At 60.7% G+C, this 19664-nt stretch carries 21 protein-coding genes; 16 read left to right on the forward strand and 5 right to left on the reverse strand.

The features are described 5' to 3' along the window. Nucleotides 1-22 precede the first annotated feature (22 nt). The 3 genes from L6963_RS06865 (at nucleotide 23) to proC (ending at nucleotide 2835) form a co-directional block, all read left to right on the forward strand. Nucleotides 23-1009 carry a Ppx/GppA phosphatase family protein gene (locus L6963_RS06865; RefSeq protein WP_237206136.1) on the forward strand — a complete coding sequence of 329 codons (987 nt, stop codon included), beginning with the start codon at nucleotides 23-25 and terminating at the stop codon, nucleotides 1007-1009. Between the two features lie 2 nt (nucleotides 1010-1011). After that, nucleotides 1012-1827, forward strand: a complete 816-nt coding sequence (locus tag L6963_RS06870) for a sugar phosphate isomerase/epimerase family protein (RefSeq protein WP_237206137.1) — start codon at nucleotides 1012-1014, stop codon at nucleotides 1825-1827. 156 nt (nucleotides 1828-1983) lie between these two features. After that, a complete protein-coding gene (gene proC, locus L6963_RS06875) occupies nucleotides 1984-2835 on the forward strand; it encodes a pyrroline-5-carboxylate reductase (RefSeq protein WP_423816789.1) in 852 nt (283 codons plus the stop codon). Between the two features lie 447 nt (nucleotides 2836-3282). On the opposite strand, the gene L6963_RS06880 is transcribed toward proC, so the two are convergent. Continuing rightward, the gene (locus L6963_RS06880) at nucleotides 3283-3960 is read right to left on the reverse strand and encodes a potassium channel family protein (RefSeq protein ID WP_237206139.1); all 678 of its coding nucleotides are present in this window, start codon (nucleotides 3958-3960) and stop codon (nucleotides 3283-3285) included. Continuing rightward, nucleotides 3953-5302: a TrkH family potassium uptake protein gene (locus tag L6963_RS06885; RefSeq protein ID WP_237206373.1), complete on the reverse strand. Its 1350-nt coding sequence runs from the start codon at nucleotides 5300-5302 to the stop codon at nucleotides 3953-3955. Before L6963_RS06885 ends, L6963_RS06880 begins: the two co-directional genes overlap by 8 nt. A 310-nt stretch (nucleotides 5303-5612) precedes the next feature. Between L6963_RS06885 and L6963_RS06890 the strand changes: the two genes are divergently transcribed. From L6963_RS06890 to L6963_RS06945, 12 genes are all read left to right on the forward strand, one after another. After that, nucleotides 5613-6764 carry an acetoin utilization protein AcuC gene (locus L6963_RS06890; protein WP_237206374.1) on the forward strand — a complete coding sequence of 384 codons (1152 nt, stop codon included), beginning with the start codon at nucleotides 5613-5615 and terminating at the stop codon, nucleotides 6762-6764. Between the two features lie 147 nt (nucleotides 6765-6911). After that, nucleotides 6912-7694 (forward strand): ArsR/SmtB family transcription factor, encoded by a 783-nt coding sequence (locus tag L6963_RS06895; protein ID WP_237206140.1) that lies wholly within the window; start codon nucleotides 6912-6914, stop codon nucleotides 7692-7694. Between the two features lie 46 nt (nucleotides 7695-7740). Next, nucleotides 7741-8991, forward strand: coding sequence for an FCD domain-containing protein (locus L6963_RS06900; protein ID WP_237206141.1), 1251 nt, complete (start codon nucleotides 7741-7743; stop codon nucleotides 8989-8991). Between the two features lie 236 nt (nucleotides 8992-9227). After that, nucleotides 9228-9326, forward strand: coding sequence for a 30S ribosomal protein bS22 (locus tag L6963_RS06905; RefSeq protein ID WP_005504750.1), 99 nt, complete (start codon nucleotides 9228-9230; stop codon nucleotides 9324-9326). Nucleotides 9327-9442: 116 nt separating this feature from the next. Beyond that, nucleotides 9443-9697 (forward strand): glutaredoxin family protein, encoded by a 255-nt coding sequence (locus L6963_RS06910; RefSeq protein ID WP_237206142.1) that lies wholly within the window; start codon nucleotides 9443-9445, stop codon nucleotides 9695-9697. 55 nt (nucleotides 9698-9752) lie between these two features. Further along, a complete protein-coding gene (locus L6963_RS06915) occupies nucleotides 9753-10439 on the forward strand; it encodes a histidine phosphatase family protein (RefSeq protein ID WP_237206143.1) in 687 nt (228 codons plus the stop codon). A gap of 50 nt (nucleotides 10440-10489) precedes the next feature. After that, the gene (locus tag L6963_RS06920) at nucleotides 10490-11098 is read left to right on the forward strand and encodes a TlpA family protein disulfide reductase (protein WP_237206144.1); all 609 of its coding nucleotides are present in this window, start codon (nucleotides 10490-10492) and stop codon (nucleotides 11096-11098) included. After that, nucleotides 11091-11843 carry a cytochrome c biogenesis CcdA family protein gene (locus L6963_RS06925; RefSeq protein ID WP_237206145.1) on the forward strand — a complete coding sequence of 251 codons (753 nt, stop codon included), beginning with the start codon at nucleotides 11091-11093 and terminating at the stop codon, nucleotides 11841-11843. The genes L6963_RS06920 and L6963_RS06925 overlap by 8 nt, the downstream gene beginning before the upstream one ends. A 47-nt stretch (nucleotides 11844-11890) precedes the next feature. After that, entirely contained in the window at nucleotides 11891-13495 is a 1605-nt protein-coding gene (gene resB, locus L6963_RS06930; RefSeq protein WP_237206146.1) for a cytochrome c biogenesis protein ResB, read from the forward strand. An 80-nt stretch (nucleotides 13496-13575) separates the two neighbouring features. After that, on the forward strand, nucleotides 13576-14667 hold the full coding sequence (ccsB, locus tag L6963_RS06935) for a c-type cytochrome biogenesis protein CcsB (RefSeq protein ID WP_237204712.1): 1092 nt from the start codon (nucleotides 13576-13578) through the stop codon (nucleotides 14665-14667). Nucleotides 14668-15028: 361 nt separating this feature from the next. Further along, nucleotides 15029-15346 carry a PadR family transcriptional regulator gene (locus L6963_RS06940; RefSeq protein ID WP_237206147.1) on the forward strand — a complete coding sequence of 106 codons (318 nt, stop codon included), beginning with the start codon at nucleotides 15029-15031 and terminating at the stop codon, nucleotides 15344-15346. A 37-nt stretch (nucleotides 15347-15383) separates the two neighbouring features. Continuing rightward, nucleotides 15384-16463: a hypothetical protein gene (locus L6963_RS06945; RefSeq protein ID WP_237206148.1), complete on the forward strand. Its 1080-nt coding sequence runs from the start codon at nucleotides 15384-15386 to the stop codon at nucleotides 16461-16463. On the opposite strand, the gene L6963_RS06950 is transcribed toward L6963_RS06945, so the two are convergent. Beyond that, nucleotides 16455-16889 carry a PLD nuclease N-terminal domain-containing protein gene (locus L6963_RS06950; RefSeq protein ID WP_237206149.1) on the reverse strand — a complete coding sequence of 145 codons (435 nt, stop codon included), beginning with the start codon at nucleotides 16887-16889 and terminating at the stop codon, nucleotides 16455-16457. The two genes, L6963_RS06945 and L6963_RS06950, sit on opposite strands and share 9 nt — an antisense overlap. Nucleotides 16890-17006: 117 nt before the next feature. Here L6963_RS06950 and L6963_RS06955 point away from each other — a divergent pair, with 117 nt between their 5' ends. Next, nucleotides 17007-17291 carry a DUF4229 domain-containing protein gene (locus L6963_RS06955; RefSeq protein WP_237194902.1) on the forward strand — a complete coding sequence of 95 codons (285 nt, stop codon included), beginning with the start codon at nucleotides 17007-17009 and terminating at the stop codon, nucleotides 17289-17291. On the opposite strand, the gene L6963_RS06960 is transcribed toward L6963_RS06955, so the two are convergent. Both L6963_RS06960 and L6963_RS06965 read right to left on the reverse strand, forming a co-directional pair. Then, the gene (locus L6963_RS06960; protein WP_237206150.1) at nucleotides 17288-18205 is read right to left on the reverse strand and encodes a 1,4-dihydroxy-2-naphthoate polyprenyltransferase; all 918 of its coding nucleotides are present in this window, start codon (nucleotides 18203-18205) and stop codon (nucleotides 17288-17290) included. The two genes, L6963_RS06955 and L6963_RS06960, sit on opposite strands and share 4 nt — an antisense overlap. A 90-nt stretch (nucleotides 18206-18295) precedes the next feature. Then, entirely contained in the window at nucleotides 18296-19561 is a 1266-nt protein-coding gene (locus L6963_RS06965; RefSeq protein WP_237206151.1) for an AMP-binding protein, read from the reverse strand. Nucleotides 19562-19664: the final 103 nt, after the last annotated feature.

A 19664-nucleotide genomic window follows, 5' to 3' on the forward strand; every position in this document is an offset into this window, starting at 1 on the left:
TGTCACCACTCAAGGGGGACCCATGCGTCTAGGCGTGCTCGATATTGGCTCAAATACCGGCCACCTGCTTCTGATTGAGGGGCAGCTAGGCTCCCGCCCCGAAGCCTACACCGCAGCCCACAAGGAGCCCCTACAGCTGGTCCGCTACATCGACACAGACGGCAACATCACCGACGAGGGGCGTGACCGCCTCACCGCCTTCGTGAAGTCCGCGGTACTCTACGCGATTGAGCACGGGGCGGAAGACCTCTTGGCCTTTGCCACCAGCGCCATTCGCGAATCCAAGAACGGCCCCGAGGTATTGCAGCACGTGCAGAATCAGACCGGTGTCAACCTCACCGAAATCACCGGCGACCAGGAAGCCGCCATCACCTACCACGCCGTGCGCCACTGGCAGGGCTGGGGCGCCGGCCGCATTCTCAACTTCGATATCGGCGGCGGCTCCTTCGAGTTCTCCACCGGCATGGACGCCTACCCCGACGACGCAATCTCCGTGCCGCTGGGTGCCACCCGTCTGACCGGCGACTGGTTCAGCGCCCCCGTGCCGTCCCCCAAGGAAATCAAAAAACTCCGCAAGTACGTGCGCGAAACCCTAGAACCCGTTGCCGAGACCCTGCTGGCCTACGGGCAGCCCCACATGGTCGTGGGCACCTCCAAAACCTTCCGCTCCCTCGCCCGTATCTGCGGGGCAGCCCCCTACTCGGCAGGCCCCTTCGTCAAGCGCGAAATGTCACTCGAAGACCTCAAACTCTGGACCCGCCGCCTGGAAGCTATGCCCCCCGAAGAACGTGCCGGCCTGCCCGGAGTCTCAGACGTCCGTGCCGAACAGATGCTAGCCGGGGCTATCGCGGCAGAAACCGCCATGGCCGTCTTCGGCGTAGACCGCATGCGCGTTTCCCCCTGGGCCCTGCGCGAGGGCCTGGTACTACGACGTATGAACTACCTCTCCCAGCAGGGGCCCGAAGCCATGATTGACCCCCGCTCCCTCGCCGAATTCGTGCAGGACTAGCCATGAGCACCGACGCACCCAAGAGCCCGTCCACCCGCAAACCCGTGCCAGTGGCACTTTCTACCTCCTGCCTCTTCCCGCTCGGCGTACCCGAAACCTTCTCAACCGCCGTAGACCTGGGCTACGACAGCGTGGAAGTCATGATCACCCACTCGGCCCTCTCCCAAGAGCCCCACGACCTGCTCGACCTGATCCAGAAATACCAGATTCCCATCTCCGCCATTCACGCCCCCACCCTGCTCCTAACCCAGCAGGTCTGGGGCCGGGCCTGGAACAAAATGCAGATGGCAGCCAAAATGACCAAGGCGGTAGGGGCGGACGTCATCGTCGCCCACCCACCCTTCCGCTGGCAGAAGCTCTATGCCAAGAACTTCGTTGCGGGCGTGCGCGAAATATCAGAGCTCGAAAACGTCAAAATCGCCGTGGAAAACATGTACCCCTGGTCCATCAAAGGCCACGCGGTAGAGATGTACGCCCCCCACTGGGACCCCTCCCGCTTCGACTACGACTGGATGACCTGGGACTTCTCCCACGCAGCCGCAGCCGGGGACGACTCCCTCGAGGCTGTCAAACGCATCGGTTCCCGCCTGGGGCACGTGCACCTAACCGACGGATCCGGTGATAAGGTCATGGACGAACACCTAGTACCCGGCCACGGCACCCAGCCCGTCGCCGAGACCCTACAGTACATCGCAGCCAGCGATTTCGACGGCGTTGTCTGCGCTGAAGTGTCAACCCGTAAGGCAAAGGGCGCAGGGGCCCGCGACGACATGCTCTACGAGACCCTGCAGTTCGCTCGCACCCACCTATCTAGGTGAAAAATCTTCACCAAAAATGCGCTTCGGACTCGCGCTCGCTGCCGACCCTCTCACAGGTTCGCTAGCGCTCACATGTGATTCACGCCAGCCCCGAGCCAGCAGCTTCGCTGCGAGTCCGACAGCGCCTTCAGATATACGTCATATTCGAAGGAGAACATCATGACTACCGTTGCTTTTATCGGAACCGGCTCCATGAACGGAGCGATCGCCTCTGGCCTGCTTGCTGCGGGTACCGACCCTACCTCTGTGCGCGCGACCGTTGGCTCCCACGCTAGCATCTCTACCCTGCGTGAAAAGCTGGGGGAGGGGGCTCAGGGCGTAACCATCCTTGCCGGTGAGGACGATGCGCAGGCTAACCTCAAAGCCGCTGAAGGGGCCGACGTGGTGCTTCTAGGCGTCAAGCCCTACGCGATCCTTGATCTTGCCCGCGAAATTTCACCGGCTCTGGGCGAGAATACTGTAGTGGTGTCGGTTGCTGCCGGTATCACCCTGGAAGCCCTGCAGCGGGCTCTGCCCGATGGGCAGCCTGCAATCCGCTGCATGCCCAATACTCCTTCGCGGGTGGGCAAGGGCGTGCTTGCTATCTCGGTGGGGCAGACCGTGACCGAGGATCTGAAGGACGCTGCTGCTTCGGTTCTGGGGGCAGCAGGCCGGGTGATTGAGGTTGAGGAAGAGCAGATGGGGGCGGTGACCGCCGTATCTGGTTCGGGCCCTGCCTACGCCTTCTTGCTTGCAGAAACCATGGCTGCTGCGGGTGTAAAACTGGGTCTTGATGAAAAAACTGCTACCGAGCTAGCAGCCGCTACGGTAGCCGGTGCGGGCTACCTGTTGGATGCTGACCCCAACCCCCAGAATCTCCGCAAGGCTGTTACCAGCCCCAAGGGAACCACAGATAAGGCGATTACCGCCTACATTGATGGTGGTCTTTTCGAGCTGACCGAGACTGCTATGCGGGCCTGTGTCGCTCGGAATGACGAGATGACCGAGGAGTTCAGCTCCGAAAAATAGTATAGAGATAGCCTAAGCAAAAAGGCCCTATGACAGCAGGCTGTGCTACCAAAACTCCTTATGGAGCGAGGTAGGGCAGCCTGCTGTCTTTTGTCTGTGAAAGTAGTCTAGATACACTAAAGGCCAGTCCGTAGGGAATCGGACTGGCCTTTAGCTTTCTCTTTCGCCGGTAGGGATCCGGTTTCAAGAGAATGCTCGCCACCTGAAGCAGATGGGATTAGGGGGAACCATCTGAGGAATCTTCAGGTCTTGAGCTACTTGAACGGGTTCGCGGACCGTTCAGTAATCACTCGCACCTTTAGAGGTAGTTATAACTATATGCCAATTTTTGAGTTTATGCACCCTGAAATCTGAAAAAAGCCGAATTATTTCGGAAGACACCTGGGTGGTTTCTATGCTCAGGTCGGTATAGGGTATAGTCAAGCGTTTCTTGTAGGTATAAACCTGTTAGGGTCGGGCAGCAAACCTTTCAATAAGGTCTACCTGGCCTGAAACGATTAATAAATCGCGTGAAGAAACCCGGGTGTCGGGGGTTGCGTAGGTAATTTCTTCACCCGGTGATTTTACCCCCACAATGGTCACCCCGTATTTAGACCGCACATCAGACTCTGCCAGGGTGAAGCCGTGGGTCTCCTTGGGCGGGTACATCTTGACGATGGCGAAATCGTCATCGAACTCGATAAAGTCCAGTAGGCGCCCGGAGACCAGGTGGGCTGCTCGTACCCCGGCGTCCGACTCCGGGTAAACAACCCGGTGTGCTCCAATACGGGAGAGAATCTTGCCATGAGAAGGGGTGATAGCTTTAGCCCAAATGCGCTCAATGCCCAGGTCCACCAGGTTGGCGGTAATCAGCACCGAGGCCTCCACAGAGGTGCCCACACCCACTACGGCGGCGGTAAAGTCCTGGGCCCCCAGCTGACGCAGGGCATTCATATCGGTGGCGTCGGCCTCCACCACGTAGGTGAGATCGTCCGACCATTTCTGCACCAGGACGGGGTCTTTCTCAACAGCAAGAACCTCTTTATTCTGGCGGACGAGCTGGGCAGCGGTAGCCGACCCAAAGCGTCCTAGGCCAATCACCAGCACGGGGGCGCTGTGGGCTGGGCGGAAGTCTTTTCTAGCCAATGATGGGCCTTTCTTCGGGGAACTTGTAGAGGCGGCGGCGGGAGCGCATGGCCAGGCCGGTAGCTATGGTAATGGTGCCGATACGGCCGATCAGCATGAGGGTGGAGAGAATATAGGTTCCGGACGGTGGCAGCTCGGCCGAGAGCCCGGTAGACAGGCCGCAGGTGGCATAGGCCGAGATGACTTCAAAGAGAGCCCTGTCGAGGCCGACCTGGCTGATGAGCATAATAGCGGTGGTGCCTGCCAGTACAAATACGAAGCTCATCATAATCACGGAGATAGCGATACGGAGTACAGCATCGGGAATGGTGCGGTTGAAAGCCACGACGAACTGGTCGCCGCGTGCTTCTGCCAGAATCGCCAGGAAGACCACAGTGATGGTGGTGATTTTGATACCGCCTGCGGTGGACGCCGAGCCGCCGCCGATGAACATGAGCACGTCGGTCAGCAGCATGGTGACCGGGTGAATATCTGCCATATCGACCAGGTTGAAGCCGCCCGAGCGCGTCATAATCGAGGCAAAGGCGGCGTTGAGGATTTTATCGTCTGCGCCCATGGTGCCGATGGTGCGGTCGTTGCCCCACTCTAGGGCGCCCCAGGCAAAGGAGCCCAGGAAGAAGAGTACCAGCGTGCCGATGATGGTGAGCTTGGCGTTGAGGTTCCACTTGCTAAAGCGCAGGTTGTTGCGCAGCACCAGAATGACGGGGAAGCCGAGCGAGCCCACCATGACGCCCAGGGCGATGGGGAAGAGAATCCAGAGGTCGTGGCCGTAGGGCACAATGCCGTCTGAGTGGGGGGTGAAGCCCGCGTTGTTGAAGGATGAGACCGCATAGAAGACGCCGTGCCAGACTGCCTGCCAGAGGGGCTCCCCCAGCACCAGGAAGCGGGGGATAAGCGTGAAGGCGATCAGGGCCTCAATGGCGATGGAGGTGAAGGCCACGGTGCGGAGCACTGAGCCAACCTCACCCAGGCGTCCGATATTGAGGGATTCCTGGGCGATAATTTTGGAGCGCAACCCCAGCTTGCGCCCCACCGCCAGCGCCAGGATGGAGGTGAGGGTGAGCGTGCCGAGGCCACCAATCTGCGAACCTAAGAGAATCATGAGCTGGCCAAAGAAAGTCCACTGTTCGGCGGTGGAAACCGTGGTGAGACCGGTGACAGTCACGGCGCTAGTCGCCGTAAAAACAGCGTGGTGAAACTCCACCTGCTGGCCATCGCGTGAGGCCCAGGGGGTATAGAGCATAAGCGAGAAGAAAATAATGACCAGCAAGAAGGCCGCAATAGCAATACGCGAGGATGACGATCCAAAGAGGCGGTCTACCAGGTCGCGCAGGTGGGCCATGCGGGCCTGGAAGGTTGCCGAAAACTTAACAATTTGAAGGAGCTGCTGGTATTCCAGCTGCCCCTGTTCCATGGCGTCCAGAACTCGCTTGCGCTCCTGGACCTTGCGCACAATTTTGCCCATGTTCTTCACCTCGCTTTCTTCTGCCGTCTCTAGCGTAGTCTGCGTGTCATACAAGCGGGGTGTGGTGCCCGCAGAGTTTTTATGTGTTTAATGGTAAGTGTGACTCAACTTACCAAAGGAGGTAGTGCTGGTGGCTATCATCGACAGCCTGACGCCCACCGATGTGCGTGTGCTCTGGACCCCTGCCATGGCCAACTACTATTTTGGCGACTACCACCCCATGCACCCCTCGCGGTTGGACGCAACAGCCTCCCTAGCGCGGGACCTTGGGATTTTTGACCTCCCGCAGGTAGAGCTTGAAGAACCTGAAATCGCCACCGTGCACCAGCTCATGCTGGCCCATGACTACCCCTATATTGACGCGGTGCAAAAAATCAGTGCCGACCCCACACTGACCATCGCCAGCTGTGGGCTGGGTACCGAAGATACCCCCGGGTTTGAGGGGGTGCACGAGGCGTCCGCCCGACTCGCCGGGGGCACCTACCAGGCTGCCGAAGCTATCTTGAGCGGTAAGGTCAAGCACGCCGTTAACTTCGGTGGGGGCATGCACCACGCCTCACGCGATCACGCCAGCGGCTTTTGTATTTATAACGACTGCGCCGTCGGCATTGCCCGCCTGCTCGAAGCGGGGGTGCAGCGGGTTGTCTACATTGACGTGGACGCTCACCACGGGGACGGCACACAAAGCATCTTCTGGGATGACCCCAGGGTTATGACGATTTCCCTGCACGAGAGCGGCATGACCCTTTTCCCCGGAACCGGCTTTGCTAACGAAGTAGGGCCTGAGGGGTTGGCGGCTGGAACCTCGGTTAATATCGCCATGCCTGAAAGTACCACCGATTCTGGTTGGTTGAGGGCCTTCGACGCTGTGGTTCCCAGCCTGCTGCGGCAGTTTCAGCCCGAGGTTATCGTCAGTCAGCATGGCTGCGACTCCCATCTGGCCGATGATATGTCGCACTTAAATATCAGCATTAACGGGCAACGGGAGATTGCCGCCCATATTTCCTTACTGGCGGACGAACTGTGTGAGGGGCGTTGGATCGCAACCGGGGGAGGGGGATACTCCATCTATAACGCTGTGCCTCGCTCCTGGAGCCACCTCATTGCCGTGGCAGCTGGGCAGCCCCTGGATATAAATATGCCAACTCCGGAATCATGGCAGACTTATATGCTCCAAAAGTACGGTGCTAAGGTGCCCACCATGATGGGGGACCCTGTCGACCTCTGGTGGTACTCCTGGGAGGTGGGCTACGACCCGGCCAGTAGCGTTGATCGCAGTATTATGGCTACTCGCAAGGAAGTATTCCCGCTCTGGGGGCTTGACCCCTGGTATGACTAGGCCGGTATAGGGGCGGGTCACCGGGCCCGGCAGATGGCCCTGTACGTTGGCTTTCAGCCTGAGTGCTAGCTGGGCATAGACGAAGAGTGTCCCCATTTCTGCTGGTCAAACATGCAATTGTGGGTATATATGTGTAAAGATGTCAGTATGAAAGACGACGTATTTGCTGTTATCGCCGACCCCACGCGGCGACACATCCTCCAGGCACTAGCCGTCGAACGACTAGCCGTTGGCGAACTGGTCGAGGAACTGGGCGTCAGCCAGCCCACCGTATCTAAGCACCTCAAGGTACTACGCACCGCCGGTCTGGTCGAAACCGAAGCCGTAGGCCAGAAGCGTTTCTACTCCCTTACCCCCGCGCCTCTAGCTACCGTCACCGACTGGGTCGACGGCCTGCTCGCTGCCCCCGCAGCCGAGACCGTCCCCACCCTCGAAGCGGTACCTGCCGCCGAGCCTGCCCCTGTTGCTAACGAGAGCCCCGAGCCTGCTCCTGAGGCAAACCCTGCTGTGCCTGAAACCGCCTCTGTTCCCGAGGAGCAGGAGGAAGCGTCCGCCCCGGCCGTCGACGTGCCCCACCCCAACACCGCGGGTATTACCTTCACCCCCCTGACCCCCTTTACCCCTGTGCTCGATAACCGGGTGGACGAAGAGGCTGTGGAGAACCAGACGCCTGCCGAGATGGAGCAGGACGCCGTCAGCGACCAGGTGCGTCAGCTCGCACAGAGCCTGAGCTTGGGCGCCAAAGATGAGGGGCCCATTAGCTTCAAGGTGCCCACCCCTGAGCAGGTCATTGCCCAAGAGGCAGCGGCCAAGGCAAGTGATGAACAGGCCCACGAGCAGGCCCACAACAAGCAGGCCGGTGGTGAAGAGGGCGACGACCGTGGCCTGCTGGCCAAGCTCACCCGCTGGGGTCGCCGCAGCTCCCGCTAGGCCCTTGCCCACCAACCGCTAGTTTCAAAGGACATCACAAGACTGTATGGCACACCATCAGCAGCTTCTCGACTGGATCGAGAATGAACTGATTAACCAGACCCTGCACCTGGGCGATAGTTTGCCCGATGACAGGGTACTGGCCCACGAAGTGGGGATCAGCCAGAACCATATGCGGGAGAGCCTTAAGCACTGCGAAGAAATCGGAGTGCTGAGGCTCTATGAGGGGCGCAAGAAAAGCATTATCGCCCAGCTGGTGCGGGAACCGGCAGCTTCTGCCGGGCCAGCCGTCAGCCTTTATTTGGCGAGCTCTCGTTCTCCTCGGCAAGACCTCCTATCGACCTGCCTACTTCTTGAAAGCCATGCGCTGGCCGGGCCTGCCTTCGACCAGACCGCCTTTGAAGAGCTTGACCGTATCGTTGAGGTTATGCAGGACGATGCTACTAGCCTGAGTGATTTCCACGAGCTTGAAGCGGATTTCCACATCCAACTCGGAAGGCTCTCCGGTAATGCCCTGATTTCTGCCCTCTTGGCCACCCTGCGTGATGCCATGATTGAGGCCCGCTTTGAGCTTGTCAGCCAGGTGCCGCTGTGGAGCGCTACGTCGTCTCGCCTGCGTATGGAGTACCGGGCTATTGTCGATGCTGCCCGCTCCGGTGACGCGGTGCTAGCCCAGACCCTGCTCAAGGCTAACCTGCAGGAGCGTTTTGCTGAAGCGGGCCACCCGGTCGATTTTGAGACCCCGACTAGGGAAGCGGGCAGCATCAACCTTGAACCCATCGAGGTTGAGACCCAGGAGCTGGTGCCCGATACCTGGGGCGGGCCCATTGAGCCTGATCTGTTTGAAGCCCTCACCAGCATCCAGCCTATGGACGCCGCCCCTGCAAGCGCTCAGCCCCCTACCGGGAGCGCAACCCGCCGCAGGCGGGGGACGGTGAGCCCGGTCGTCCGCGCCGCTAGCGCTACCGCCAGCGCTGACCCCGGGGCAGCAGCCCCCAAGAAGCCCGAGGGGCCCGCGGCCAGCGAGGCTCCCCAGTTGGAGGGTACAAGGGAAGAAAATGCCAGTGACGCCGGTGAAGCTGTAGCCCCGCAGAGTGCAAGGAACCAGCCCGCTAAAAAGCGTTTTGACGTGGCTGGCTACTTTGGCTTCCGCAAAAGCGCCCCTGCCCAGCAGGAGGCTGGAAGGGTTCGCGACCCCCACGCTGCAGAACCTGCCAGGGCAGTGGAAGAAGATTCGGGTGAAGATGCCGCAGCGGCCCTGCGCGAGGGCTACGAATACGCCACCAGTGACCGCTAGAGGGTAGATAAAACGAGAAAATGCTCTCACTTGCCGGTGAACAGTCGGCGAAAAGCCCTGTTTGCCTGTAGGCTTGGGAGAGAGCGTTTTTTCACGCCGAGGGTATTGCTATGCCCTTTATGCGTGCTTTGGAGCGTTTATACCGGTATAGCGCCCGGATAGCTACCGACCTACCGCCCCCGGGTGGTTGCTGTCGGCCGGGTATCGACCACTATTTAATAAGTGAGGTGAATCCAATGGGTTCAGTTATCAAGAAGCGCCGCAAGCGTATGTCTAAGAAGAAGCACCGTAAGCTTCTTCGCAAGACTCGCCACCAGCGCCGCAACAAGAAGTAAATTCTTCACCGCGAGCCCCGCACCTGTTTCGGTGCGGGGCTCGCGCTGTATCACCGGACTTTCGGGGCGGACGGGTCCGCTCGCCTCGCGGGGGAGCGGCGGGTTAGAGTGGAGCAATGGCTACACCACTGATTGAATTGCTGACCAAACCCGGATGCCACCTCTGCGAGGCAGCTCGGGAAACCACCGGCCAGGTCGCTGCCCGCTACGGGCTGACCTACACAGAGATCAATGTTGAAGAGCGCCCTGACCTGCTGGATCGCCACCGCACCGAAATTCCGGTGCTGCGGGTGGACGGTGAGGTCAAGGACTTCTGGCAGGTCAACGCCAAACGTCTGGCCAAGATTCTTGAGAAGAAACTAGCCGAATAAAGGAGATACGGTAGGCTGGTTAGCGCTTACTGACTAGGTTTGAGAGACTAGAGGTATGAACACTTCTTCGGCAACTGTCACCGTTCACCTGATGCGCCACGGCGAGGTGCACAACCCCGACCGTATCGTCTATGGGCGTCTGCCCAACTACCACCTGTCTGAGACCGGGCAGAAGATGGTGCGCCTTTCAGCTGAAGAGTTCAAGCGCCGTGCTGACGCCGGCGCCAACATTGTGCACCTGGTCTGCTCCCCGCTGACCCGCACCCGCGAATCTGCTGCTCCCATCGAAGAGCTGCTGGGTCTAAGCGCCCAGCCCGATGAGCGCGTGATTGAGGCCGGCAACTACTTTGAGGGCCTGCACGTGAATAAGGACGAGCTGCTGAAAAATCCCCGTCACTGGAAGCACCTGCTCAACCCCCTGCGTCCGTCCTGGGGGGAACCCTACCGCGACCAGGTGGCCCGCATGGCTGAGGCTATTAAGGACGCCGCCCGCACCGCCTACGAGAAGGGCGGGGATGGCGCTGAGGCAATTATCGTCTCGCACCAGCTACCTATCTGGATGGCCCGCACCTCTGTGGAGGGTGGGGCGCTACCGCATGATCCGCGCAGCCGCCAGTGCAATTTAGCTTCCATTACAAGTTTTACCTTCCCCAATATTTTTGCCCCTGGCAAGCCAAAACTCTCCTATGTTGAGCCTGCTGCCGAGCTCTATTCAGGTGTTATTCAGTTACCGGGGTCATAATGGCACCGATTGCAAGCGCACACCACACTGACCTGAAAGACCTGTAATTCATGTCTACCTCTTTCCCTGCCCGCGTCAGCCGTAAGCAGGCCCTGAGCATCGCCGCTCTGGGAACTGTTGGCCTGCTCTCTGCCTGCTCACCAAGCCAGGACTCCCTGGCTGCTCAAGCAGATGCCGGAGACTCCAAGGGCTACATCGCCGGTGATGGTAGCGTCACCGAATACGCCGCTGGTGAGCGCGGCGAACCCGTTGACTTCGAAAGCGAACTTTTTGACGGTACCGTCGTCTCAGCCGCAGACCTGCGCGGTAAGCCCGTGCTGCTGAACTTCTGGTACGCCGGGTGTGCCCCCTGCCGCGTTGAAGCTCCCTGGCTCAACGAACTGCACGAAGCCTACGGCGAGAAGGTTGCCTTCTACGGGGCCAACGTGCGTGACGAAAAAGGTACCGCTGAGGCTTTTGAGAAGAACTTCTCCGTGCCCTACCCCTCTTTCCGCGACGTGACCGGCAAGGTGCTGCTTGCCATGAGCAAGTACGTGCCTGCCCAGGCGGTGCCGACCACGGTCGTCCTCGACGCTGAAGGGCGCGTAGCGGCCCGTATTCTGGGGCAAATCGACAAGTCTGTGCTGGGCACCCTACTCGAAGACCAGGTCAGTGCCTAGTTTCGGCAATATCGTTCTCGATGGCTCCCTCTGGCTCGCCCTGCCCCTTGCGGCACTGGCGGGCCTGGTCTCGTTTGCCTCCCCCTGCGTGCTACCGCTGGTGCCGGGCTACCTGGGCTACGTGACCGGCCTATCGGGGGGAGAGATGAGCCCCCGCCGCCGCAACCTGCGCATGGTCACCGGTATCGGCCTGTTCGTGCTGGGCTTCTCCTTTATCTTCGTGCTCATGTCTGTGGTCTTAGCCCAGCTGGGGGCGGCTCCCTGGCTCCGCGGCCAGGGATGGGTAGACCTGGTGCTGGGTCTGCTAGTAATTCTCATGGGTCTGGTCTTCATGGGTCGCTTTGATTTCTTCCAGCGCGACCGCAAAATTGAAGCCAAACCCCCGGCCGGTCTCTGGGGTGCCCCCATTCTGGGGATTACCTTTGGCCTGGGCTGGGCCCCCTGTATCGGCCCGACCTTCGCGGCCGTGCAGACCCTGGTCTATACCGGAGGCTCCGATAACACCAAAGCGGTGCTTCTGACCCTGGCCTACTGCTTGGGGTTAGGGATTCCCTTCCTGCTGGTAGCCCTGGGCGTAGCCCGCGGAGTGAACACCATGGGCTGGGCGCGCCGACACAGGCTACTCCTTCAGCGGCTGGGCGGCATCATGCTGATTATCATCGGGCTGCTACTGGCCACCGGCGTCTGGACCCACATGATGTCCTGGTTCCAGGCCACCATGCCGGTCTACGAACTTCCCATCTAACACACCACACAACACATACGCACCGAACCGAAAACAGCAAGGACAACATGGCAGAGAATCAGGACGCCCCGGCCCTAGGCCCGCTGGAAATGCTCCGCTGGGCATGGACGCAGCTGACCAAGATGAACACCGCCCTCTTCCTGCTGCTTATGCTGGCGGTCGCCGCTGTGCCCGGTTCGGTCTTTCCCCAGCGTATTCAGGACCCCGCTGCTGTAGCTGACTACATCGAGGTGCACCCCACCTGGGGCCCTATCGCTGATAAGCTCCAGCTCTTTGATGTCTTCTCGTCGGTCTGGTTTGCGGCTATCTATATTCTGCTTTTTGTGTCCCTGATTGGCTGCGTCATTCCCCGCGCTACCAAGCACTACCAGGCCATGCGGTCAGGGCCCGCCCGCACCCCCAAGAACTTCTCCCGCCTACCCCAGCACCGTACCCTCACCATCCCCGTGGACGCCGGTGCCGGGGAACTAACAGCTGCGCGCGCTATCGAGGACGCTGCCGCCGTGCTGAAAAAGCGCCGCTACCGTATTGAGGTGCGCGAAGAAGCCCCGGGTGTTGTAAACGTTGCCGCCGAACGCGGCTACCTGCGCGAACTGGGCAACATCCTCTTCCACCTGGCCATGATCGGTGTGCTGATTGCGGTAGCGCTTGGCTCCCTCTTTGGCTACAGCGGCCAGCGAGTGGTGACCGAGGACGAAACCTTCGTCAACTCCCTGGTCGCCTATGACTCCTTCAGCCCCGGCACCAACTACAACCCCGACTGGTTAGCACCCTACTCAGCTACCCTCCAGAACCTCACTGTCGAGTACGACCGTCAGGAAGGCTCACCCACCTACGGCTCAGATATCAACTACGAAGCTGACTTCACCCTCACCAGTGCAGACGGTGAACAGCGTGAGCAGACCCTCAGAGTCAATGAACCCATCTACTTTGAGGGAACCTCTATCTACCTGCTGGGTAACGGCTACTCACCGGTCGTCCGTATCACCAACACTGACGGCTCTGTTGCCTACGAGGGGCCCGTGGTGGGCCTACCCTCGGGCCGTAGCTACCTCTCATCTATCGTGCTGAAGGTTCCGGACGCCCACCCCGACCAGCTGGGCTTCGTCGGCATGTTCCTGCCCACCGGCGAACGCACCACCGGTAGCGCCCCCACCTCTATCGACTCAGACCTGCTCAACCCTATGCTGGTGCTCCAAAGCTACGCGGGCGACCTCGGGCTTGATAACGGCGTGCCCCAAAACGTGTACGTACTCGACGTTGATAGCCTGGCCCCGCTCAACACCATGGCCGCCGGTAACGGCATTGTGCTCGATGCCAGCAACAACACCGCCACCCTGCCCGATGGTCACGGAACTATCGAATTCCTGGGTGTTAAGCGCTACGCTGGCATTGAGATCAGGTCAGACCCCGGTCGCCCGATCGCCCTGGTCTCAGCAACCCTGCTCTTTGGTGGCCTGCTGATCTCGGTCTTCGTTGCCCGCCGCCGCGTCTGGGTACGGGCCACCGAAAGCGGCACCGGCGCTAACCGCCTGCTCACCGTCGAATACGGCCTACTGGCCCGCGGCGAAGACCCCAGGCTCGCAACCGAAGCCGATAGACTCACCGACCTCTTTGCCGAGCAATGGGGACTAGAATTTGATGAAGCCTAACCTACCCACCGCCTACTCCGGGGCAACCCGGCCGGGCACCGGCGTCCGCGCCCTACCTCAACCTGTGAAGTGAGAACACCATGTCAGAAGTCAATATAGAGCTCGCCCGCTGGAGCGAACTCTTTATGTACCTTGCGGCGATCACCTACATGGTGGCCTTCGTAGCCTTTGCCTGGGACGTCGCTGCCCACTCCCGCACCACCAAGCGCCTTGAAGCCGCCACGGTCCCCGAAGCTGAAAAGGAACTCGTGGGTGCCGGTGCCCGCGTCAAAAATGCCCGCTCAGCTCGCATTAGCGGCACCGAGCAGGGCACCGGCGAACGCGGCATGGGCTACAAGAAATCAGCAGCCGCAAAGATCGCCGGTCACGTCGCCGACTCAGAGATGCGCTACGGTAGCGGCGAACGCCGACCTGCCGCCCGCGCCGGTGTGGTCATTCTGGCCCTGGGCTGCCTGATTCACCTGGCCGGTGTGCTCTCCCGCGCCTTCGCCGCTAACCGCGTGCCCTGGGGCAACATGTACGAGTTCTGCACCACCGGCGCCCTGCTCGTAGTCGTGGTCTACCTGGGCTTCCTCATCTTCCGCGACCTGCGCTTTGTAGGCACCCTGGTCTCTGGTCTCGCCCTGACCATGATGACCGCAGCCACCATCGCCTACCCCACCCCCGTAGGTCAGCTGGTGCCCGCCCTACAGTCCTACTGGCTGGTCATCCACGTATCCATTGCCGTACTCGCTTCAGCCATCTTCACCATCACCTTCGCCATGGCAATCCTGCAGCTGGTACAAACCTCCCGCGAACGCCACATCATCGAAGGTAATGACAGCTCCCTGGCCCGTCTCGGCTTCATGCGCCTCATCCCCTCATCCACCGCCCTCGAAAACTTCTCCTTCCGCCTCAACACCGTAGGCTTCGCCATGTGGACCTTCACCCTGGGCGCCGGCGCCATCTGGGCCGAGAAAGCCTGGGGCCGCTACTGGGGCTGGGACACCAAGGAAGTCTGGACCTTCATCATCTGGGTGGTCTATGCCGCCTACCTGCATGCCCGCGCCACCCGCGGCTGGTCAGGCCCGCCTTCAGCCTGGCTCTCCATCGCAGGCTACCTCTGCATCATCTTCAACTTCACCGTGGTCAACGTCTACTTCTCGGGTCTGCACTCCTACTCGGGTCTCTAGGATTTATATCCCACATTACGGCTCCCCAGGCTCGCGCTCGCTGCCGACCCTCTCGCTGGTTCACGAGCTGGCTCGCAAGCTCGCCAGATTCGCACCGAGATTTGTTTTCCTCGCGCGCTCGGAATCTCGGTGCTCATCACCAGCGATTCACGCCAGCCCCGTGCCAACAGCTTCGCTGCGAGCCTGGGTCGCCTAATTGCTTTGGTTAACCAGCTTTCTACAAAGCGTTCTCCCACAGGTTTAGAAAGCCCCCGCACCTTGTGTGCGGGGGCTTCTGCGTAGGTGCTGTTTGGTAATAATTGACAAAAGTCTTGAAACCTATCTAGGTAGATGTTGTACTTAGGTACAGAAGGAGGTGCTCATGAACCCCACCACCTACCCGCCGGCCCTGGTACGGGCAACCCTGCCCACCGCCGTCCTGGCCTGCCTGGCTCAAGAAAACCTGCACGGCTATGGCCTGGCCACCTGCCTGGAAGAGATGGGCTACGGACGCCTGCGCGGAGGATCCCTCTACCCGGCCCTCTCCAAACTCGAAGAAGCCGGGTACGTCACCACCAGCTGGACGGAAGGGGAGAGCGGCCCCGCCCGCCGCCAGTACCGGCTGACGGACGCAGGCGCCCGCCAGCTCGCCGACGAACGAGCTACCCTGGCCCGGCTCACTAGCGCCCTTGGAGCCTAAACCCACCAGACGTTTCTATATGACTCAAGGAGGAGACATGGCAAACAACCCCTACGAACGCCTGACCGCCGCAATCGAAGAAGCCAGCGACAACCCGGCAGACAAAGACTGGGTACAAACTGCCTTTGCGACCCTCGCTACAAACGGTGTCAAAGCAGTCACCAGCGAAAGCGCCATCAACCGTGTCATTAGACAGGTCGCAGAAAGCGGCGAAAGCGCCACCGAACTCTACGGTAGCCCTCATGAATGGGCCGCAGAAAAAATTACCACCTGGCGGGAAAAAGGAACCCAGGTATTTTCCAAAGACGAGCCATGGGCCCTCAAAGAAGTAATGGTGGCAGGTTTCTTCACCGGGGCATTCTTTAGCATCCTTTTCTGGGTGGTCAGTGTACTACCCAGCGATAGGCCGAGCTCCCAGCCGCTGGGCTTCTATCTTCTTCCCGGGGCCTTGGGCATGCTTTTTCTTGCTCAGCTCGTTACCTTCCAACATAGCCGTAAAAAATTTGGCTTTACCGCTGCCGTACTTCTGACAGCGCTCGTTATTCTGGCCGGCTCAGCAGCTATCGGCCTTGGTCTATTTGCCTCCTACGAGGTTTTCACCCAGCGCCTGCCCAACTGGGCCCACCTAGTGGCTGCCCTGGGGCTGGGTGTTTTGGGAACAGCTGCGGGCTTTCTGCTGCCCTCACCCCCGCAGGTTACAGGCCTAGATGAGGAAGAAGATTACCAGAGTGATGAAACCTGGCTTGCTCGATTCAAGCAGGAGTTGAGGGGGCGCGGCGATATCTCAGATGCCCGCGTGCGGGAAGAAGTTTCCAGGGTCAAAGAGCATGCATATGAAAGCGGTAGTAGCTACCTCGAAGAATTTGGCCACCCGGTAGCCTATGCCCGTTCCCTCTCAGAACAAAAGAAGGTCAAGCCCTACCGGCTCTATCTGCACTCCCTACTCATGCTCGCAATATTCGGTATATGGGGCTACGGACTTTACACGACCGATGACTACGCTAGCTTGACCTGGCGCCTGCCACTCCTAGTTGTCATTGTCATCGGGGGTGTACTTGAAACCAGAAGGCACTACCGGGCCTACCGCCAGGCCAAAGCGCAGGCCAGCTCATTCTGACGCTGGGTGATCCTTATCGTCCGTGGGGCCGGTAGCCTCGTCTCCCTGCTCGCTGGCCTGCTTGCCAGGGGCAGGGCCCTGCCCACCGGCGTCCTTACGGTTCTTGCGCTGCTGCCACTCGGCGTCCTGGCGCTCGCGCCGGGCCCGGGCTTCAAGGAACTTCAAAAACTCAGGGTCATCATCGGGAGCCACCGGCGGCTTAGCAACAGGCGCCCCAAAAGACCCGTGGAGCGACCCACGCGGCCGCCCCAACCAGAACCACAGCACCGACCCCAGCAACGGAAAGAGCACCAGCACAGCAAGCCAGGCCCCCTTGGGCAGGGTGCGAACGCGCAAACGGTCGGTCTGGGCGGCATCCAGAATCGAATAAATCCACACGCCCAGCAGAAGAGCGGCGCCGCCAATAATCAAAATAGCTCTACCCATACCCCCATTTTTCCATGAACAGGCCCGCCCACCCCGCTTTGTGCGCTCACAGCGTGCCAGCTGAGCAGACGCCCACCGCGCAGACCCTGCCCGCAGCGGGTTGGGTAGAATGAAGGGGTGAATTTTCTGAAGTACTCCCTGCTCCGCCTGCTGTTCTCAGCTGCCGCCTTCTTCGCCTCCTACTACTTTGGCGTGGGCTTCATTCTGGCCATCATCTTCGGCGCGCTCATCGGCTTCGCCATCTGCTACCTGGCCTTTCCCCGCCTGCACGATGCCGCAGCAGCCGACTTTAACCGCATGATCCGCCGCAAGAACAAGCCCAAGAAAACAAGGGTTGAAGATGAAAATCAGGCGTTTGAAGACGAGCTGGACGAAGCGGCCCGACGTAGCCAGGGTCTTTAGTAGCCGGTAAAGACGGTAGCCCGCTCCGCAAAGATTTCGAGCGGGTGCAGGACCACGGCAAGAGCCACCAGAAGCGAGTAAATCAGCGCAATAATGCCCGCCTGCTTGAGCACCGGAATGAGGTCGCGGCCCAGAGCCCCTGAGAGCACCACCAGGGCTGAATGAACGACCGGCCCAATCAGAATAAAGGCCAGGGCGTACCAGGGGTTATGGGGTACCAGCAGGGCGGTCAGTGCCAGGCCCAGGCCCATCTCGGCGGCGTAGGTGATGCGCGATGCCCGGTCGCCTAGGCGCACTGCCAGGGTTTTCTTACCCGCCTCAATATCGGTGGGAATATCGCGCACGTTGTTAGCCATGAGCAGGGCGCAGGAGAACAGTCCGAGAGCAACCGCAAAGACCCAGGAAGCTAGGGTCAGCTGGTTGCTCTGGGTAAACATGGTGCCCAGGGTTGCGACCAGGCCGAAGTAGATGAAGACGAAGATGTCGCCCAAGCCCATGTAGCCGTAGGGGTGTTTGCCGCCGGTATAGCCCCAGGCAGCCAGCACCGCCGAGGCACCGATGGCCAGGAACCACCACTGCTGCGAGAGCATAATCAGGGCCAGTCCGCTGACCCCCGCCATACCAAAGCAGATAAAGGCCGCCATCTTCACGTGGGAGGGCTTGGCGACGCCCGAGCCGACCAGACGCAGGGGCCCTACGCGCACCTCATCCGTGCCCTTAATGCCGTCGGAGTAGTCGTTGGCGTAGTTGACACCCACCTGCAAGAAGAAGGCCACCAAGAAAGCCAATAGGGCGCGGACGGGCTTGAACTGGTGCACCTCGTAGGCCGCCGCAGACCCCGCAATAATAGGAGCTGCCGCCAGGGGGAGCGTGCGCAGGCGCGCCCCCTCAATCCACTGTGCAACCGTTGCCACTGCCTTGCTCCTTATCAGCCCAAATGTTTACCTGGCGTTGTGCCGCCACAAATACACACCATTCTCTCACTTTTTAGCGGTCGGTGCCCGCTAGCTGCCGCGTGATGTGCCCCGGCCGCCCTGCTGGGCCTGCCAGGCCGCTGTTAGGAGGGCCTGTACCGCCCGCCGGTCGGGCTTGCCCGTGGGCAGGGTGGGGAACTCCGGTAGCACCTCAATGAGTTTAGGTGCGGACGCTGCCCCCAGCTTTTCTGCTACCAGGCGGGGGAGGGCGTCCGCAAGCTCGCCGGGCTGGATGTTTCTGCCGGCTACCGGGGTGATAGCTGCGGTGATGGCGGTGCCCCAGCGGGCGTCCGGAACCCCGGCCACCAGGGCTTCGCGCACGGCCGGATGGCTTTCGAGGGCGGTAGCTACGGCTGCCGCGCTGGTTTTGATACCGCCAGAAATGAGCACGTCGTCGGCGCGACCCGCTACAGTGAGGGCTCCGGTGCGCAGGTCTTGGGTGCCCAGATCGTCGGTGCGGTACCAGCGGGTTCCCTGACCGTCTACAAAGAAGTGGGCGGCGGTGCGTTGAAGGTCATTGGCGTAGCCGCTGGCAATGGTCGGCCCGCCCAGCCAGATGCGCCCGGGAGCTTGTGGGTCGGCGGTATCGGCTTCTATCTGCACACGGACGCCCGCCAGCGGCTTGCCCTCGTAGACGCAGCCCCCGGCGGTTTCGGCCGACCCGTAGGTACGCACTACGGGGAGTGCCAGATCGTGGGCGCTTGCGATGAGGTCGGCGCTGGCCGGCGCCCCGCCCAACAGAATTGCGGAGAAAGAGCGCAGGGCCGCGAGGGTTTCTTCGCGGAGGGCGCCCTCCGGAGTCTCGAGCAGGCGGTGTAGCTGGGTGGGTACCAGGGAGACTAGCCGTTGCGGGGCTGAGAGCTTTTCGGCGGAGCTGACAAAATCCTGGGCCGTGAAGCGGGTGCCCTCGCTGACTGAGCCGGTCAGGACGGGGACGGTACCTGCCAGGGCAGACCTCGCCACCACCTGTGCCCCGGCAACGTACTGCAGGGGCAGAGCCAGGAGCCACTGGGCGCTGCTTGTCCCAGTAGCTGTTTCTGTTCCCTGAGCCGAAGCACGTAAAGCTGAGGTGGAAAGCACCGTCTGTTTGGGGGCACCGGTGGAGCCGCTGGTTGTGACCACCAGGGCGGGGGCGTCCTGCCCTCTCTCTAGCTCTGTAAAGCAGGTGCTGAAGGTGTACAGGGCTTCGGTGACCTGCTGGGTGGGGCTGGTGGGCTGATCTGCTCCGACGCGGACGACGCTGCCCGGCCCGGGCAGGGCAGGCGCGGGGAGTGGGGTAAGGGAATCTAGTGTCATGGCTCTTTTTAGTCTACGCCTGGTGATTATTGCCAGATAGTATGCCTACTTGGTAATCTTGTAGGTAACACCTTCTGCTTCTCAAGGTCGAGATAGGAGCCAA

It is taken from the genome of Rothia nasimurium (genome assembly GCF_928392795.1).
Classification (GTDB): Bacteria; Actinomycetota; Actinomycetes; order Actinomycetales; family Micrococcaceae; genus Rothia; species Rothia nasimurium_F.

What these genes read in the sequence shown, in the direction of transcription:
- L6963_RS06865 (WP_237206136.1), top strand. Translation starts at nt 23, where the DNA reads ATGCGTCTAGGCGTGCTCGATATTGGCTCAAATACCGGCCACCTGCTT.
- L6963_RS06870 (WP_237206137.1), top strand. Translation starts at nt 1,012, where the DNA reads ATGAGCACCGACGCACCCAAGAGCCCGTCCACCCGCAAACCCGTGCCA.
- L6963_RS06885 (WP_237206373.1), bottom strand. Translation starts at nt 5,302, where the DNA reads ATGGCCCACCTGCGCGACCTGGTAGACCGCCTCTTTGGATCGTCATCC.
- L6963_RS06890 (WP_237206374.1), top strand. Translation starts at nt 5,613, where the DNA reads ATGGCCAACTACTATTTTGGCGACTACCACCCCATGCACCCCTCGCGG.
- L6963_RS06895 (WP_237206140.1), top strand. Translation starts at nt 6,912, where the DNA reads ATGAAAGACGACGTATTTGCTGTTATCGCCGACCCCACGCGGCGACAC.
- L6963_RS06900 (WP_237206141.1), top strand. Translation starts at nt 7,741, where the DNA reads ATGGCACACCATCAGCAGCTTCTCGACTGGATCGAGAATGAACTGATT.
- L6963_RS06905 (WP_005504750.1), top strand. Translation starts at nt 9,228, where the DNA reads ATGGGTTCAGTTATCAAGAAGCGCCGCAAGCGTATGTCTAAGAAGAAG.
- L6963_RS06910 (WP_237206142.1), top strand. Translation starts at nt 9,443, where the DNA reads ATGGCTACACCACTGATTGAATTGCTGACCAAACCCGGATGCCACCTC.
- L6963_RS06915 (WP_237206143.1), top strand. Translation starts at nt 9,753, where the DNA reads ATGAACACTTCTTCGGCAACTGTCACCGTTCACCTGATGCGCCACGGC.
- L6963_RS06920 (WP_237206144.1), top strand. Translation starts at nt 10,490, where the DNA reads ATGTCTACCTCTTTCCCTGCCCGCGTCAGCCGTAAGCAGGCCCTGAGC.
- resB (WP_237206146.1), top strand. Translation starts at nt 11,891, where the DNA reads ATGGCAGAGAATCAGGACGCCCCGGCCCTAGGCCCGCTGGAAATGCTC.
- ccsB (WP_237204712.1), top strand. Translation starts at nt 13,576, where the DNA reads ATGTCAGAAGTCAATATAGAGCTCGCCCGCTGGAGCGAACTCTTTATG.
- L6963_RS06940 (WP_237206147.1), top strand. Translation starts at nt 15,029, where the DNA reads ATGAACCCCACCACCTACCCGCCGGCCCTGGTACGGGCAACCCTGCCC.
- L6963_RS06945 (WP_237206148.1), top strand. Translation starts at nt 15,384, where the DNA reads ATGGCAAACAACCCCTACGAACGCCTGACCGCCGCAATCGAAGAAGCC.
- L6963_RS06950 (WP_237206149.1), bottom strand. Translation starts at nt 16,889, where the DNA reads ATGGGTAGAGCTATTTTGATTATTGGCGGCGCCGCTCTTCTGCTGGGC.
- L6963_RS06965 (WP_237206151.1), bottom strand. Translation starts at nt 19,561, where the DNA reads ATGACACTAGATTCCCTTACCCCACTCCCCGCGCCTGCCCTGCCCGGG.